12 protein-coding genes and 1 pseudogene are annotated in these 16,965 nt (G+C 63.8%); 10 read left to right on the top strand and 3 right to left on the bottom strand.

The features are described from left to right. Positions 1-337, bottom strand: a 337-nt coding sequence (locus P5205_21655) for a hypothetical protein (protein HSA12969.1), incomplete at its 3' end; no start/stop codon positions are given. A gap of 227 nt (positions 338-564) precedes the next feature. On the opposite strand from P5205_21655, the pseudogene P5205_21650 reads away from it, so the two are divergent. Beyond that, positions 565-755 (top strand): annotated as a pseudogene (locus P5205_21650) (IS630 family transposase). A gap of 519 nt (positions 756-1,274) precedes the next feature. Here the strand turns inward: P5205_21650 and P5205_21645 are convergent. Continuing rightward, on the bottom strand, positions 1,275-1,904 hold the full coding sequence (locus P5205_21645) for a response regulator transcription factor (GenBank protein ID HSA12968.1): 630 nt from the start codon (positions 1,902-1,904) through the stop codon (positions 1,275-1,277). Positions 1,905-2,062: 158 nt separating this feature from the next. Here P5205_21645 and pgtP point away from each other — a divergent pair, with 158 nt between their 5' ends. The 8 genes from pgtP (at position 2,063) to P5205_21605 (ending at position 15,709) form a co-directional block, all read left to right on the top strand. Continuing rightward, entirely contained in the window at positions 2,063-3,436 is a 1,374-nt protein-coding gene (pgtP, locus tag P5205_21640; GenBank protein HSA12967.1) for a phosphoglycerate transporter protein PgtP, read from the top strand. A 147-nt stretch (positions 3,437-3,583) separates the two neighbouring features. Then, the gene (locus P5205_21635) at positions 3,584-5,293 is read left to right on the top strand and encodes a hypothetical protein (protein ID HSA12966.1); all 1,710 of its coding nucleotides are present in this window, start codon (positions 3,584-3,586) and stop codon (positions 5,291-5,293) included. A gap of 55 nt (positions 5,294-5,348) precedes the next feature. After that, on the top strand, positions 5,349-6,611 hold the full coding sequence (locus P5205_21630) for a hypothetical protein (protein HSA12965.1): 1,263 nt from the start codon (positions 5,349-5,351) through the stop codon (positions 6,609-6,611). Positions 6,612-6,729: 118 nt separating this feature from the next. Continuing rightward, on the top strand, positions 6,730-8,049 hold the full coding sequence (locus P5205_21625) for a hypothetical protein (GenBank protein ID HSA12964.1): 1,320 nt from the start codon (positions 6,730-6,732) through the stop codon (positions 8,047-8,049). Next, positions 8,046-9,191, top strand: a complete 1,146-nt coding sequence (locus tag P5205_21620; GenBank protein HSA12963.1) for an Sb-PDE family phosphodiesterase — start codon at positions 8,046-8,048, stop codon at positions 9,189-9,191. Before P5205_21625 ends, P5205_21620 begins: the two co-directional genes overlap by 4 nt. A gap of 115 nt (positions 9,192-9,306) precedes the next feature. Continuing rightward, positions 9,307-10,461, top strand: a complete 1,155-nt coding sequence (locus tag P5205_21615; protein HSA12962.1) for a uroporphyrinogen decarboxylase family protein — start codon at positions 9,307-9,309, stop codon at positions 10,459-10,461. A gap of 16 nt (positions 10,462-10,477) precedes the next feature. Continuing rightward, positions 10,478-13,069: a glycoside hydrolase family 127 protein gene (locus tag P5205_21610; GenBank protein HSA12961.1), complete on the top strand. Its 2,592-nt coding sequence runs from the start codon at positions 10,478-10,480 to the stop codon at positions 13,067-13,069. Positions 13,070-13,192: 123 nt separating this feature from the next. Then, complete coding sequence (locus tag P5205_21605) at positions 13,193-15,709, top strand: malectin domain-containing carbohydrate-binding protein (protein ID HSA12960.1); 2,517 nt, start codon at positions 13,193-13,195, stop codon at positions 15,707-15,709. Positions 15,710-16,042: 333 nt separating this feature from the next. On the opposite strand, the gene P5205_21600 is transcribed toward P5205_21605, so the two are convergent. After that, positions 16,043-16,261 carry a hypothetical protein gene (locus tag P5205_21600; GenBank protein HSA12959.1) on the bottom strand — a complete coding sequence of 73 codons (219 nt, stop codon included), beginning with the start codon at positions 16,259-16,261 and terminating at the stop codon, positions 16,043-16,045. 74 nt (positions 16,262-16,335) lie between these two features. Here P5205_21600 and P5205_21595 point away from each other — a divergent pair. Then, positions 16,336-16,965 (top strand): IS4 family transposase (locus P5205_21595; protein ID HSA12958.1); only part of this gene is annotated, 630 nt, incomplete at its 3' end.

Raw genomic sequence — 16,965 nt, 5'->3', positions numbered from 1 at the left:
CGAGATGCCACGTGTTGTTGGCAGCGAAATTGTTCATGAACTCGATGGAGCGAACGCTGATGCTGGTACTAGCGGTTTGCTCCTCCGGGATTGTTATGTGGGTCGTGTCCATGACAATATCGTCGCCGGAAGCGGGCCGGCCGTCCGGGTTCCAATTGTTAGCTGTCGCCCAGGCATGGCCGGTGCCGCTTATGCCACCATCAAACTTCTTGGTGGCGGCGCGTGCCTCGCCAGGCTCTGCCATGAACAGCACCAGAGCGAAAAGGCAGGCGCAATTTCTAATCCAAACGGGCGCGCGGAAGTTCCACGGCTGTGGTATAAGAGTGTGGTTATTCATTTTCATTGAGGCAGGTCAGGTCCGCACAGGCGTTAGAGGGAAGTTCTCGAACGGATTGGCAATGCCCTCCCGGTCCGCAGCCACCGAACTGGTTGCACCGTGCTTGAACGATTCCTTCCACTTCGGGCTGTTTTTTAACAAAGAGCCGCGCGGCAGAGAATCGAACGTTTGTTCTAGTGTGCTGTTCAGTAAATGGGTAGATACAAGCAGGGACGAACTGTAGTCTGGAGTGTCAGTGTCAGGCTTTGAAACGAACCCAGCCGGGCTTGCCTTTTTGGGGGGCCACATCAAGACACGCACCCATGACGACATCCGCCACGGGACGGTCACCTTGTTTGCCGCCCTGTCCTATCTGGACGGTAAGATCCTGAGCCGTACCGCCGAGCAACACCCCCACAAGGAATGGCTGACGTTCATCACGGATTTCCGGGAAGTGCCAACGGTGGTTGACGTCCGCACAGTCTGGATAGCCTCCACAACCTCCGAAACCCGTGCACTGTCCATATTTTAGACAGTGAGGTCGTCTGCCTGCCTTTCCCAGTCCCCGCTTACGCTGGCACATCTGGCTTGGGGTTACGGTGGCGGCACGGTGGTGCTACGGTGTGTATCCCATGGGGAGCGCTCCCCATGGGATACACACCGTAGCCAGACCGCACTAGCACGCCATCCCCCAGCTGGCCGCAAGAAAACGCCAACCTCCGGCTACCGTAACGGTGCAGCCGTCTGACCGGTGGGGGGAGCCGGAGGCAGGCAGAGGAAAGCGAGACGATGAATCGCCAACAGGTTTCCCCGGGAATCCGCGAAGAACCCTGTTTAATGATCTGTAAACTAGCTGGAACTGTTGGGAGAGGCTTGCCCCTGCCGAGGTGATAAGTCTCCAGTCTTGGCGGTTGGAACCGCTGGAGTTGAGAACGAAAGCAATAGGGGGAGACCACCTCTATTCGCGGCCGAGGAACTTGACGGCCGCTTGGGTTCGCGAACTAACGTGGAGTTTCTCGTAGATGGTATGGAGGTGGGCGCGGACGGTGCTGAGGGTGATGCCGAGTTGCTCACCGATTTCCTTGTAGAGATACCCCTTGGCCAATAGGGCGAGGATCTCCTGCTCCCGTTTGGTGAGCTGTTCGACTTCCGAGGCGGGTTCCTTGATTTGCTGGAAGTGGCTGACGACCTTGCGGGCGATCTGCATGGACATGGGCGCGCCGCCGGCATGAACCTGTTCAATCGCCTGGAGGATCTCGGTGGAAGGCATGGTCTTAAGCAGGTAGCCGCTGGCTCCATTGCGCAGGGAATTGAAGATCAGCTCGTTGTCGTCAAAGGTGGTCAGGATCAGCACCTGGACTTTGGGCAGCCGCTCTTTGAGACGGGCGGTGCATTCGATGCCGTTCATGCCGGGCAGATTGATATCCATCAGGACCACGTCCGGCCGCTCGGCGGGAATTTTCTGGAGGGCGCGCTCGCCGTCACGGTGGGCGCCAGTGCAGCAGATCACCGGCGAACTGGTCAGTAACTCCGCCAGGCTTTGGCGAGTGCCGCGGTTGTCCTCGACGATGGAAACTCTGATCGGCATCGGGTTCGGCGAAGACTCTGCGTCAGCCGGCGGGGCAGCGCAATCGAATAAATGTTCTAGCTTGCCAGGCTTGTGGCCGGCGCCCGGCCAGGCGAATCTGGGCTGAGCATGTTTCACACTGACACCAGCGCCGGGCCACCACCGCGCCAGGCTGTGCTATGATCGGCTGCCTGAAGCCAGCTCCGCCGGCGCCGCGCCTGCCGGCTGGGCGCGTGGACTTCGAGTATCGGCGGCTGCGGCGGCGGGTTTTCGCCGGCATCTTTCTGGGCTATGGCGGGTATTATCTCGTGCGCAACAACCTGGCGCTGGCCATCCCGGACATCCTCCAGGAACACCCGGAGTACTCCAAAGCCATGCTGGGCACGGCGCTCGCCGGACTGTCCGTGGCCTACGGCATTTCCAAGTTTCTCATGGGCTCGGTCTCGGACAAGAGCAATCCCCGGTGGTTCCTGCCGCTGGGCCTGCTGCTCTCGTGCGCGATCCTGTTCGCGTGCGGGACGGTGAAGGCGGTGTTCGCGTCTCTGGCGGTGCTGGTGGTTTTGCAGACGCTCAACGGCTGGGTGCAAGGCATGGGCTGGCCGCCCTGCGGCAAGACGATGGTGCATTGGTTCAGCACGCGCGAGCGGGGGCTGACGGTGTCGGTGTGGAACGTCGCCTCGAACCTCGGCGGCGCGCTGGTGGCGAACCTGGCGTTGCTGGGGGTGGTGCTGTTCCAGGACTGGGGCGCGAAGTTCTACTTCAACGCGCTGGTGGCGGCGGGCGTCGCGGTGCTGGCGTGGTTCCTGATGCGCGACACCCCGCAATCATGCGGCCTGCCGCCGGTGGAGGAGTACAAGAACGATTACCCGCCCGACTACTCGGCGGCGTACGAGCGCACCTTCACCTTCAAGGAGATCTTCTTCCGGCACGTGCTGCCGAACAGGCTTCTCTGGGCCATCGCGGTGGCGAATGCCTTCGTCTATTTCGTGCGCTACGGCGTGGTGAACTGGATCCCCACCTACCTGGAAACGGCGAAAGGCTTCTCGTTCAAGGATTCCAGCCTCGGGTGGGCGCTGTATGAATATGCGGCGATCCCGGGCACGATTGTCTGCGGCTGGATGTCGGACAAGGTGTTTAAGGGCAAACGCGCCCCGGCCCTGATCCTGTTCATGGCGCTGACGCTCGTGGCGGTGCTCGCCTACTGGCTGAACCGGCGCGGGCCGCTCTGGATTGACTACGCGGCGCTCATGGCCATCGGGTTCCTCATCTACGGGCCTATCATGATAATCGCCCTGCACGCCCTGGACCTGGTGCCCAAGAAGGCGGCGGGCACGGCAGCGGGTTTTACCGGGTTCTTCGGCTACGTGTTCGGCTCCGCCGTGGCCGGGACGGGCGTGGGCTGGATCGCCGACCGCTTTGGGTGGCACGGGGTGTTTATCACGATGATTGCGTGCTGTGTGCTGACTATGGTGTGCAGCGCCTTAACGCTCGGACACAAGACGGTCAGCAAGGCGCGCGATTCCGGGCGGGTCGCTCGGGCCGGTGAGGATTGACCCGCTCCGGCTCGGGACCCGTTCATTGCCGGTTGGCGTTAAGGTGTGGGTGCGCGGTTGAACAAATGTTTTAGTCCGGTGCGCTTGCGTGGGATGCCGAAAACCGCGACTCTATGGCGCGTCGAGTGATTCAGTACATGCCATGAAATGACTGCGGCCGCTTCTCGAGGATTCTTGTTGCGGGCACTGGTCCTCCTGACCGGCTGGCTCGGAGAGACCGTGCCGGCGCTGCCGGAAATGCTCAAAGCCGCCAGCTACAGCACCTGCATGGCTGGTCACTGGCCTTTGAACGGCGACGCCCGCGACGCGTCGCCGAACGCATTGCATGGGCAGCCACGAGGTGTGATCTGGGACTCGAAGGGGCATGCCGGATTTGACGGGCGCTCGGCCTGGCTGGAAGTGCCTGCGTCCTCGGCCCTTCACCTCGGCGCCAGGGACTTCACCGTCGCGCTGTGGCTTCAGCTCGACGCGGTCCTGGATGATTCGCCCGGCGACCTCTTGACCCTGTTCGATCCCGCGACGCGGACCGGGTTTAACCTCACCGTCCAGCACCAATCCGGCACGTGCAGTTCGATGGCCAACACACGGAACCTTTTCTTCGGGCTCGATGCGGGAACGGCGCCGCGCTGGACCGACTGCGGCCGGCCTGGCCACAACCAGATGGTGTATGCGCTCACCGTGTTCCAGGGCGCGCTTTACGCCGGCACGTGGGAGCCCGGCGCGGGTGAGGCGGGTCACGTGTATCGTTACGGCGGCGGGACCAGGTGGGCGGACTGCGGCGCCCCGGATCGGTGCAACGCGGTCTCCGCGTTGGCGGTGTTCAACGGGGAGCTTTACGCCGGCGTGGCGAGCTACAGCGGCGCCGGCTCGCAACTGACACCCTCGCCCAACACGCATCCCGGCGGACGGGTCTATCGTTTTGCAGGCGACCAGAACTGGGTGGACTGTGGCCGGATTTGCGACGCCGAGGTCGTCTGGGGTATGACCGTGTTCCAAGGCAGGCTGTATGTCACCGCGATGGATTTGCCGCCCAAGCATGACCTGACGCCGCGGCAGGGGCTGTATCGCCACGAGGGCGGCACGAGCTGGACCTGGTGCGGCAACCCCGGCGGGCGCCTGGCCGCGCTGACGGTGGCCAACGGGCGGCTCTTTGCCAGCGGTTACAGCGGCGGCCAGCTGGGCGGTGTGTTCCGCTACGACGGCGGGACGAACTGGAGCAACTGGGGCGCGCCGCCCAACGTGGACCAAACCTACTCCTTCGTCCTCCATCGCGGGGAGCTGCACACCGGCACCTGGAAGGAGGGCAAGGTGTTTCGCTACCTCGGCCCAAACCAATGGGAGGACGCGGGCCGGCTCGGCGGCGAGACCGAAGTGATGGGCCTCGCCCTGTTCAACGGCAAACTTTATGGAGGCACGCTGCCGCTGGCCCAGGTGTACCGCTGTGATGACGCTGGCTGGGCGCTGACGGGCCAACTGGATGATTCCGACGTCGTGTACCGGCGCGCATGGTCCATGGCGGTTTACGGCGGCCGGCTGTTCTGCGGCACGCTGCCCGCTGGGCGCGTGCGCGCGCTGGAGGCCGGTGTGGCGGCCTCGCACGACCTCGATCTTGCGCCCGGCTGGCGGCACGTCGCCGCCGTGCGGGGGGGAAACCGGCTGCGGCTGTTCGTGGACGGAAAGCGCGCCGCGACATCCGCGCCCTTCGATCCGACCCGGTTCGACCTGACGGCCAACGTCCCCCTGAAGATCGGATTTGGAGAGCATGATTACTTCCACGGACGGCTGCGCGACGTGCGGTTGTATGTGCGCGCGTTGAGTGACCGCGAGGTGAGCCGGCTTTTCCGCGGAACACAATGAAGCCCCACTGAATTGAATGAACCTGCCTAGGCAACTACCATCGCTTTGCGCGGCCATGATGCGCATTCAACAGTCAATCGCTGGCGTCATTCTGGGCGCGCTGCTTTTTAGCGCCGGCTGCGCCAGCGTGGCAAAGCGCCCTCTGCGATGGCAGGTCGGCGAGCCCATCGCCACCTATTACGGGGGGCCGGCCGTCACCGATCCGGTGGCACGGCAGATGAAGGAGGGCGGCTTCAACCTCGTCTGGTGCAGCGAGCAGGAGATGGACACCGCCCGGCGGCATGGCCTGCGCGTCCTGCTGCAGGACGCGCTCCTGTGTCCGCAAACGCTGGACGACCCGGCGCAGGTGGCCAGGCTCGACGCCCTTATCGAGCGGGTGAAGAGCCATCCGTCGCTGTACGCCTACTGGATCATTGACGAGCCGGGGGCCGCGCTGTTTCCGGGGCTGGGCCGGCTGGTGGCCCACCTGCGCGCTCGCGACCCGGCGCACTTCGCCGACATCAACCTGTTTCCGACCTACGCAAACAACGACCAACTCGGCGTAAAGGGCGACACCGAGGCCGCTTACCGGGAGTATCTGCGCCAATTCATCAACACCGTCAGGCCGGACCTGTTAAGCTACGACCATTACCATTTCGCGGTGGGGCACGACACCGAGCAGTATTTCCTCAACCTGGGCATAATTCGCCAGACAGCGCTCGATGCCGGAATCCCGTTTCTCAACATCGTCCAGGGATGCTCCTGGGAGCCGGGCATGCGGGTGCCCAACAGCGACGAGATGCGCTGGCTGAACTATACCTCCCTGGCCTACGGCGCGCAGGGCCTTTCGTATTACGTGTATGGCTATCCCAAGCACGAAGGCGGCATGGCCCGCGCCGACGGCACAACCACGCCGCAATATGAGGCAGCACGGGTTCTGAACCGGGAATTCGTCGCCATCGCCGCCCAGGTGCAGCCCCTGCGCTCCCTGGGCGCCTATCATGTCGGCAAGGCGTATCGGGGTGCGGAGCCGCTCCTCATATCGTCACCCTTCCAGCTCGACGCAGGGGCGCCGGACCTGGATCGGCTTCCCGCGGATGGAATGCTGCTGGGCTGTTTCGGCAAGCCGGGCAAAGCCGGGAAGCCCGGACGTCCGACCCACGCCGTGGTGGTGAACCTGGATTACCGGAACGCCGTTCGCACGGCGGTGACCGGCCCCGGGCGGCTGGAAGTGCTTGACGCAACGCAGCGCGCGTGGCAGCGGGCCAGCGGCCCCCGCGCAATCCTCGCTTTGCCGCCGGGGGGCGGGGCGTTGGTCCGGGTACGCCGCAGCTTTTGAGTGGCTGCCCATGCGGCTCTTTTGTAGATAGCGGTTCTCGTCTTGGGTTATCCATGACCCTGGCGACGCGGACCGAGCAGCAACGTATGGACAATCGGTCACAATTCAGGACATCATTATGAAGCAACAAACAAGTCGCCGCCGATTTTTGGGCGCCATGGTGGCCGCCGCTGGAGGAATCACGCTGCCTGCCATGATCGCCCGAGGCGCAAACCCCGACACAGCCCTGTCCGAGTGCCCCTCCACGGACCACTTCTGGTATCGCCTGCAGCCGGCGGGCCGATACATTGACTCGCAGCGCGGGAACAAGGCGTTCGCCTACGCCGATGGCATGCTGTTCCTGTCGAAGGACAACGGTCGCACCTGGCCGTATCGCCTCGCCTTTTCCGACGCCCAGCGCATCACCTTCAGCCACATCCTGAAGAACGGGAACATCGTCTTCGCCACAGGCGCGCAGCTCTACCTCAGCACCGACAACCTCAAGAGCTACCGGCAAATCACCGTCAAGGCCCTGGACGGAGCGGACTACCTCCCGCACAGGCCGCAGAACCCGGCGTGTCCCGGCTGGTACTTCCATACGCTCCCGGGCACCGTCTCGTGGGATGTGAACGGCAGGGAGATGATGGTTTGGGGGAACTACTGCAACGTCGAGGGCGGCGCCACGCCCGTGAATATCTACTACTCGACCGACAGCGGGCGCACCGTGAAGATCGCCTACGCTTTCGGCCAGAATCCATTCTTTAGCGATGACGGATCGGCCGGCGGCGGCAAGGGCGGCAAGCTGTTGGGCAATCCCGACAACCCGGTGCTCGCCCGGCATATCCATACGGTCGCCTACAACCCGGCTGAGAACGCCTTCTATGCCTGCACGGGAGACATTGACCGTGGGGCCGGTCTGGAGTGCCATTGGCTGCGCGGCACCTACGACACGAAAAGGGACAAGTGGCAGTGGAAGGTCCTCGTGTCTGTGGACTCGAACTCGCGTTACAAGTCGGGCGGCATCAACTTCGCAGGCGGGAAATGCTACTGGATCAGCGACGCGAACGCGTTGAGGCCGTGGAACGAAGGTGACTACGATCGGGGTATTTTCTGTTGCGATCCTGCTGACATCGCGAACCCCAGGAAGCACACGCTGCTGTTCAACCCGCAGGTCGAGGCCGGCAGCATGATTATTCAAGACGGCGTGATGCTCGCGGCGCATTGCGGCCCCGCCTCGCCGATGAACACGGGGTTCATCATCTCCACGGATATGGGCAAGACGTGGGCGCAATACGACCTCAAAGAGTTCGGCAAGCGCTGTCCCACGCGCTTTCACGCAAAGAACGGCGACGGCTGGTTCCGCATGGACTTGAGATCTTGCTGGATCACCCGCGCCGAAGTATTGTTCATGAAACCCAAACCAGGCATCCGCTCACATACTGCGAAGAGCAAATCATGAAGACCTTGCTCACCGCCACCGTGCTGCTGTCAGGCGCCGTCCTCGCCCTGGCTTACAACCCGGCCGAGCACGCTTGCACCACCATCAACATTCCGGATATTCCCGGCTACCTGACGCTCAAGTGCGACTTCCACATGCACACGGTCTTTTCCGACGGCCTGGTGTGGCCCTCAGTACGGGTTGACGAGGCGTGGTGCGAGGGCCTGGATGGCATCGCCATTACCGACCATATCGAGCGGCACCCGCACAAGGCCGAGGGGCTCACTACCGACCCCAACCGGTCGTACGAGATCGCGCGCGCCGCCGGCCAGGAACTCGACCTGCTTGTGGTCAAAGGCTCTGAAATCACGCGCGCGATGCCGCCGGGCCACCTGAACGCCCTGTTTCTCACCAATGCCACACCGCTGGAAACGGCCAACTGGGAGGACGCGGTCAAGAATGCCCGCGCGCAGGGCGCGTTCATTGTGTGGAACCACCCCGGCTGGGAGCGGCAGATTACGAACGGGCTGGTCTTATGGTATCCCGAACATACCTGGCTGCGGGAGCAGGACATGCTGCACGGCATCGAGGTGATCAACGGGCGGGATTACTATCCGGAAGCCCATCGCTGGGCCGTGGAAAGGCGACTGACCCTGCTCGGCAATACCGACATCCACCCGCCCCTCGGCATGGAACATGACACCCGCCGAGGCGACCACCGCCCCATGACCCTTGTGTTCGCCAAAGCGCGCACCGTCGAGGCGCTGCGCGAGGCGCTTTTCGAGCGGCGCACCGCCATCTACCACGGCAACCAGCTTATCGGCGACGAGCAGTTTCTCCGGCCGATCTACGAGAAGTCCATCCAATGGGGCAAGACCACGCTCGTGCTCCGAGGCCGGCAGCGCGTCTGGGTGCGGATCGGCAATTCCTCGGACATCAGCTACGAGTTGGAGCGGGTCTCCGAGTTGAAGGAACTTGAGACGCCCAGGAAGCTGATCCTTCCGGCGCGCAAGACCGCCCTGTTCGAGGTGCGGGGCACCAAAGCCGCGGAGGGCCGCCGGAAGCTCGCGGCTGCCTACCGCGTGACGAACCTCCTGGTCGGCCCGGACAAACCGGTGGAGATCAGCATCCCGTTGGATATCACGTTTGCCGCGTCAGAATGAACCAACTGCAAGAACCAGTGGCCGCCACCGTCAGCCGGCGCGGACGGTGGCGCATGGCGCGACCTGGCAGATGCGGCCGCCAGGTTTCACCAGAACCCCCGAATCAGTGAACACTATGCCCAGGATGACCTCACGCGAGCGCGTCCGGACCGCCCTGAACCATCGCGAACCCGACCGCGTGCCTGTCTGCATCGGGGGCACGGCGGCCAAGATGACCGAGTCGCGGTTCGACCGGCTGGCCGCGCATTTTGGCATCAGGGGTCAGGTCGCGCCTGTGCTCGTCGGCCCCCAACTGATGCGCCAGGATCCTCGCGTGCTGGCTGCGCTCGGGTCGGATGTTCGCTATGTTCATCTGCGCCCGCCGGCCGGCTTTCGCACCCGCCCCGCCCCCGGTCGCGGCTGGAGTGACGAGTGGGGTCTGACCTACTGGGAGCATCCCGAGACCAGGGTGTACGAGCTTTCCGGACAGCCGCTGGCCGAAGCCACCGCCAGCGACCTGGATTCGTTCGAGTGGCCGGACCCTCGTGATCCGGCGCGGGTCGCGGGTCTGCGCGCCGAGGCCGCAAAGCGGTTCACGGAAACGGATTGCGCGCTGGTGGCCTATCGGCCGGTCATGCTGGGCGTCTTCGAGATCGCCCAGCAACTACGCGGGATGGTGAACCTCCTCGAGGACATGGCGCTCCGGCCGGAGTTCGCGGAGGCGCTGTTCTGGAAGGTCCAGCAGGTCGTCAAGGACTTCTATTTCGTTCAGTTGGAGGCCGTGGGCGAGTTCGTGGAATGGGTCGAGGTCCTGGACGACCTCGGCAGCCAACGCGGGCCCCTGATCTCGCCCGCCATGTACCGATCTCTGCTGAAGCCGGTGCACGCGGACCTGATCCGGTCCATCAAGCGGCATACCCCGGGCATGCGCGTGATGTATCACAGTTGCGGCGGAGTGCGGGCGTTCATCCCGGACTTCATTGACAATGGCGTGGACATCCTGAACCCGATCCAGGTCGCCGCGTCCGGGATGGATCCCGCGGCCCTGAAAGCCGAGTTCGGCGACCGACTTTGCTTTCTGGGCGGTGTGGACTCGCAGCATACCATGCAGACCACTCCCGAGGCCGTGCGTGCCGAAGTGAAACGGCGCCTCCGCGAGATGGGCCCCGGCGGCGGCTACATCCTGGCCCCCTCGCACAACATTGGCGATGATGTGCCCATGGAAAACATCCTGGCCTTTTTCGAAGCCGGCAGACAACATGGACGATACCCTTTAACCGGCAACTCCTGAGTCACGTCCGCTGCCTATGAACACCAACCTCCACGGTCCGGGCCACCGCCCTGCCGGGCTGACTCCGGCTATTCCCCCCCAAACCCCGCAGGATGACATAATGAAGCCCCGTGAGAATCAAAACCGCCGCCGTATCCTGGCGGGATTCCTGATTCTCGGCTGCGCCTGGGACTCTTTCGCTGCGAGCCACATCTTGCCGGCCGGACTGACCTTGCCTTTGCCGAAGGCCGTCCAACTGGACGGCCCCTGGGGCGCGGCATTGGCGCGCGGCGTCCAACGGCTGGCTCTTGACCCGTACACCAGCGAGGAATGGCTCCTGGCGGACATCACCGACAGGATTCGCCGTTACCCGAACAATTACAGCGGCGATGTCCCCGGCCGCTATATCGAGCTTGCGATTCTCACCAGTGCCGGCCGGCCGTTTTCGCCGCCGCTGGTCTCCAACGTGCTGGCGGCCCTGCCCGCATTGCAGAAGCCCGACGGCCATTTCGGCGTGGACCTGGACCTGGCCAAACCGACCGATGCCACTTCGCCGCTCTACCCGATGCTATGGGGCAACAGCCGTCTGCTCATCGGCCTGCCGGTGGCCGCGCGCGCGACCGGCGATCCCCGGCTGTGGGAAGCCGCCCGCCGCCTGGGGGACTTCTATGTCAACAGCGCCGCGCACCTTTGCGCTCCCGCCCGCGAAGCCGAGTTCCGCGCCACGGGCACCTATGGCGTGGGCTACACCTGCTGCTATTTCCCTGCGATCGAAGGGCTCGCGTGGCTCTACCGGGACACCGGCGACGAGCGCTATCTCCGCCAGGCCGAGCGCATGGCCGAGGTTTTCAGGAAGTTCGACGCTCTGCCCATTGACCACAGTCACGGGAACCTCTGCGCCTGGCGCGGCATTCTCGCCCTGTACGAGATTGCCGGCAAACAACCCTTCCTGACGGCGGCGCAGGCCAAGTGGGACCAAGCCATGCGCGGCGGCTATGTCTGGCCCCTGGGCGGAATCGGCGAGCACTTCTACAAGGATTACCCCGGCGACGAGGGTTGCTCTGAATCCGATTGGCTGCGCTTCAACCTTGAACTGTGGCGCTTCACCGGCGAATGCCGCTACCTCGAAATGGCCGAGCGTCTCCTGCGCAATCAATACGCCGCCAATCAATGCGCCAACGGCGGTTACGGCTGGCGCAATTTCGACGGTGACGGGGTCGGCCCGGTGGCCACGCGAGGCAAAGTTGATGAGTGGAACGTCTGCTGCAACTTTCACGGCCCCCTCGGCCTGCACTCCCTCAAAGGGTACCTGGCCGCTGCGACAACCAACCGCATCCTGGTGAACTTCTTCGCCGACTTCTCCGCGCCGGTGCGGGTGGGGTCAGAGGAGTGGCGGGTGACGGTAAGATCAGCCTCTTCCGGCCTGCCTGCGGAGAAGGTCTTTGACTTGACGCTTACACCCCAGGCGAACTCTGCGATCAAGGGACCGCTCCTTGGCCTTCGTATCCCGTCCTGGGCGGCTCATCTGGAGATCAGGGATTCGGCTGGTCGCAAGGTGCCCCTGAACGCCGACGCAGGCTATGCCTGGATTGACGCCGCCTCGAAGGTCAGGCGCAAATTGCGGGTGGTATGCCGTGCGGACCTGGCGGTCGAGAACCGCGGTTTCCAGCGCGTGGCGCTCAAGCCGGGACCAACCAGCCGGCTCGATGAGGTGGTTCTTACCCTTGGACCGGACGTTCTGCTCGCCGCGCCGGCTGTCGGCCAGGGCCGCCCCACACTCCTGATGCTGATGGATGAATCGGGTCGGCTCAGCGCGCCGATCGCAGAGAAGGGTCGGCTTTATACCTGGCGCCTGCCTCATGATGGCCGTGACAAGGCGCAACTTCCGGCGGCGATTGCGTGCGGCACGCCGGTCGCACTCCGTGCCTGGACGGGCCTCGACCCCATCCGCCGCGCAGCCTTCGTCTGCGACCTCGTCGTCGCGCCTGGCGGCGATCTCTCGCGCGCGGCCCGCAAGGCGCTGCGGGAGCAAGTCGCCGCTGTGGACGCCTCGCTCACCGGCCCGTTCTACGGCCGGGACCTCGATCGGCAGTCGGACCTGTGGGCGGCTCCCGCCGGCTGGCTTTTCACCAGCGAAGGACTGCGCATCGAAGGCGGAGAATTGGGACTATTCCTCGGAGAGTTGACGGACTACCGTCTCGAATTTGACCTGGTTCTGCCCGCGCAAGGCGACGGCATTACCGGTTGGATCGTCCGCGCCCGGGACGCAAACCACTGCCTGATGTTTCAGGTGCAGAGCGCGGATTCGCCGTTCGACGCCCCGCAGTACAAGACCCTGCCGAATACGCTGCGACCTCACGTCCGCCGCAACGGCGTCTGGACCGTATTGGATCCCGTGCCATTGCCCCGGAGGATTCTGCGTGGCGAAACACACCGGTACCGGGTGGACTGTCGCGGCCCTCGAATTGAGGTGTTCCTGGATGGCGAGCGCGTCCATGTGCAAACCGACGCTGGTTTTTCCCGCGGCACTATCGGCCTGCGCGCTGCTTCGCCCGGCGAGCGGGGGTTGTTCCGCCGCGTCGAGTTGATCCCATTGGCTGACGAGAAGAGAAACAACCATGTTCAATAGCCTATGAATACCCCTATACGGAATGTTTTGATCCTGAGCCTCACGTGCTGCGCTGGTCTTGCTGCTCCGCTATGGGTGCAGGCCGCTACCGTGCTGCCTCGCTAGTACGGCCACGACGCTGTCGTGGATGCCCACGGCGTGATCGCGCCCTGGCATCAGGGGCTGAACGGCCAATGCGATTACCGTGTGCGGATTGCCGCCGAGACCTTAAAACGCTATCCCTGGACCACTACCAACGCGGCCATCGCTGCGTATCCCCATTACGTCTTCAGCGGACATTGGACCATCGCTACCAACGGCTTGATCACGCCCGTTACCCCCAAGGACTGGGACAATGCTGACATCGGCCAACGTGCGGTCTGTGTCCTGCACGGCATGACCGACTATTACCGTTACACCGGAGACCCCGCGGCTGTCGCGCACCTGACCTATATGGGCAACTTCCTCCTGGAGGCCTGCTTGACGCCGCCGGATCACCCCTGGCCGGATTTCCCCATTAGTGCTCCCGTCAAAGGCAAAGCCTACTGGAAGTGCGATACCAACGGCATGATCCAGCTTGATCTCTGCGCCGACATGGGCCGCGCCCTCCTCCGAACTTATCAACTTACAGGCAACGAGCGCTGGCTGGCCGCCGCCCGGCATTGGGGCGATCTGCTCGCCGAACGCTGCCACCTCGAACCCGCCAGCGATCCCTGGCCGCGCTACGCCAACCCCGAAAGCGCGCCCTGGAAGAACAAGAAACAAACCGGGGGCGTCGTCATGATCCTGGCGTTCCTGGATGAATTCGTTCGGCTGGGCCACGCGGGCAAGGAAGGGCAGATTCTCCAGGCCCGCGAGGCCGGCCTTCGATATCTGCGCGACCGACTCCTGCCGGCCTGGCTCGCGGACGACACCTGGGGCCGGTATTTCTGGGACTGGGAAAACCCGACGCAGGGTTGCACCCTTACCGCCGAAGTACCCGCTTATCTCATCGCCCAAAGGTCCTTGTTCCCTGGCTGGCGCCAAGACGCCCGCAACATCATGACCCTGTTTTACAACCGCACCAGCGCCGCTCCGCAGTCAGGCGGCGACGTGTTCAACGGCGCGTGGGCATATCCCGAGTCCAGCCCCTGCTGCGGACGCTCCCTGTGGTACTCGCCCCTGCTCGTCGGCAGGACCCTCGCTCAATATGCCGCCGAGACGGGCGACCCCTGGGCGCGCGAGATGGCTGTCCGCCAGTTGATCCTTCAAACCTACGACGCTCACGACACCGGCATCACCGAGGATAACATTGATGGCGGCATCATCGTTAACGGCGTCTGGTTCAACATTGCCCATCCGCTGCCCCTGCGCTGGGTGTTGGAGGCCATCAGCTGGTTGCCGGAACAGCTGGACGCCAGCCGGGAAAACCATGTTGTCCGCTCCAGCGCGGTGGTGAACCAGGTCCGCTATGGCGATGGCGAGATTGCCTATTCGACTTTTGACGCCCCGCCCCGAACTGTGGACGTCCTGCGCTTGTCCTTTAAACCTGCAAAAATCACGGCGGACGGCCGCTCGCTGCGCCGGCGCCGAGATCTGTCCGCCAACGGTTACACCCTCAAACCGCTGCCCAATGGCGATGCCATCGTCCACATCCGCCATGACGGCGCGAAAGAGGTGGTCGTCCGCGGCAAAATCCCGCAGCAGGTTATGGACGATGCCGCCTTTAGTTATGAAGGCGCGTGGACCATAGAAGAGAACGCCGCCGCCCTGGGTCGAACACTGCGGGTGACGGAGACAAAGGGCGCCGTCCTGACCGCGCGTTTTGTTGGCAACCAGGTGCGTCTGCTGGGCCCTGCCAGTCCCGCGGGAGGCCTGGCGGACGTATTTCTCGATGGCGTGAAACAGTCTGTCCCCATTGACTGCTGGAACCCTTCGCCGCGCAGCCAGCAGGTGCTCTATTACAGGAACGGCCTTCCGAATCGAGAACACACGCTAAGCATCGTCGCCACCGGCGAGGGGAATCCTTACTCGCAAGGATGCCAAATTAGCGGGGATGCCGTGCTGTTTTCCGCCGAGACCGCGCCGTGCAGTTTCCCAACCGGCGGCGGCCCGAAAGACGCGCAGCGGCTGATCTTCGGCTATCCGTCGCGGCAGGATTACCGCGATGTCAAGGGGCATTGGTGGCGTCCGGGGACCGAGATCGTGACGCGCCTCGCCGCGTTGAAAGACACAGTGGCCGAGTGCTGGTGGACAAACGCCGTCGCCGAACCGATTGGCGGAACCTCCGATCCGGAGGTCTACCGTTACGGCTACCACGCCCGCGATTTCTGGGTGAACCTCACGGTTGGACCGGGCAGGTATTTTGTCCGACTCAAGTTCGCCGCCACGCGTGGCTTGAACACGCGCACGAACTTTTTCGATATCCTGCTCAACGGACGCAAAGTGGTTGAACGGCTCGACGTGGCCGCCACGGCCGGCGGGCCAAACAAGGCGGCGGACCTCGTCTTTGACGACATCACGCCGAAGAACGGAGTTATCGAGGTTCGTTGCACCGGGCTGCGAACGATCGAGGGAGGTCATGCCGTCCAGGGCGAAGCCTTCATCCAGGCCTTTGAAATCGGGCCGGGCCACGGGGGCCAGGGCGCAACGCCGACTGCTTCCAGCGCCACCGTCAATTAGATCGGCAACCCGTTGCTCGACTCGGGATTGCAGCAGCCCATGCAAACCGGGCGCGGCGCAATGTCCGTAGCTGCATCTTTCCCGGCGTAAGCCTTCCTGCCCAGGCAAGCTGCCGCTTTGTCAGGTGGGCCTGGCGCACCAGCACCGTCAACTTGCGGCCCCCATACACCGGATGCCCCAGGGGCAGCTCGTCCAGGCGCCGCATCAGCGCCAGGTTCTCCTCCGTCTCCGGGCACGGCTCGCAATGGTAACTGCTCCGGCATAGTTCCAACCGCTCGCATTGATGGCGGACGCTAACGTGCGGATCGGAGCTGACCAACCCGTGCAACTGCGTCAAAGACCCAACTGCTTGGACTTTTTTTTAAGCCTGTCCAGGTCCACCGTCAGCTGCCCGATTTCTTGGTGCAACTGCGCGATCAGGTGCTCCTGATTCTCGGCGCCGGCAGCCCCGGTCTCAAACAACTCCGGCAGCCGATCCCGGATCGTCGCCTTCCACTGCGTCACCTGGGTCGGATGCACCGCGTACTCTCGCGCTAATTGAGGCGGATGCACGACAGGAGCGCTACAGGTCGGCGCTGGCGACAAGCCGGCACCCGTCCGCAGGCGAAGGCCTTGGGAATTGCACGTTGCTGGCCTCGGCGATCGCCAACCAACTGTTCTGGTCGGTCCTGGAGCACCTCAAGGCCCTCCACCCGCGCTTTGCTGGAAGCCGGAAGGGCAAGGGGCTGCTCTACCGGTTCAAACGCACCATTCATGCGGTGGATTCCACCACCATCCAACTGGTGGTCTCCTGCATGGACTGGGCCAAGCATCGCCGTCGGAAGGCCGCCGCCAAGTGCCATCTGCGGTTGGACCTGCAGAGCTTCCTGCCTTCCTTTGCCATCATCGACACCGCCAAGCACCACGACAACAAGCGCGCGCGGGAAGTCTGCGCCGGGTTGCGAGCCGGTGAAATCGTCTTGTTTGACAAGGCTTACGTGGATTTCGCGCATTTGCTGGACTTGCTCCGGCGCGGGGTCTTTTGGGTGACTCGCGCCAAAGACAACCTCCAGTGCCGGGTGGTCAAACGCCGCCAGTGGCGCCGCAAGGGCAACATCCGGCGCGACGATCTGATCGTGCTCACCACCGGCAAATCCAGAGGTCAGTATCCCGAAGTCCTGCGCCGCGTCATCGCCTGGGTGGAGTTGGACGGGCAGGGGGTGGAGATGATCTTCCTGACCAACAACCTGGACTGGAGTGCGCAAACCATCGCCGAC

The organism is Candidatus Paceibacterota bacterium (genome assembly GCA_035452965.1).
Lineage (GTDB): Bacteria > Verrucomicrobiota > Verrucomicrobiia > Limisphaerales > UBA8199 > UBA8199.
Note: the sequence above shows the minus strand (reverse complement) of the source record. Positions and strands in the feature narration are given on the sequence as shown.

Excerpts from the sequence above, each read along its gene's own strand:
- P5205_21645 (HSA12968.1), bottom strand. The coding sequence starts at position 1,904 with ATGCCGATCAGAGTTTCCATCGTCGAGGACAACCGCGGCACTCGCCAA.
- P5205_21615 (HSA12962.1), top strand. The coding sequence starts at position 9,307 with ATGCCCAGGATGACCTCACGCGAGCGCGTCCGGACCGCCCTGAACCAT.
- P5205_21625 (HSA12964.1), top strand. The coding sequence starts at position 6,730 with ATGAAGCAACAAACAAGTCGCCGCCGATTTTTGGGCGCCATGGTGGCC.
- pgtP (HSA12967.1), top strand. The coding sequence starts at position 2,063 with ATGATCGGCTGCCTGAAGCCAGCTCCGCCGGCGCCGCGCCTGCCGGCT.
- P5205_21635 (HSA12966.1), top strand. The coding sequence starts at position 3,584 with ATGACTGCGGCCGCTTCTCGAGGATTCTTGTTGCGGGCACTGGTCCTC.
- P5205_21620 (HSA12963.1), top strand. The coding sequence starts at position 8,046 with ATGAAGACCTTGCTCACCGCCACCGTGCTGCTGTCAGGCGCCGTCCTC.
- P5205_21610 (HSA12961.1), top strand. The coding sequence starts at position 10,478 with ATGAACACCAACCTCCACGGTCCGGGCCACCGCCCTGCCGGGCTGACT.
- P5205_21630 (HSA12965.1), top strand. The coding sequence starts at position 5,349 with ATGATGCGCATTCAACAGTCAATCGCTGGCGTCATTCTGGGCGCGCTG.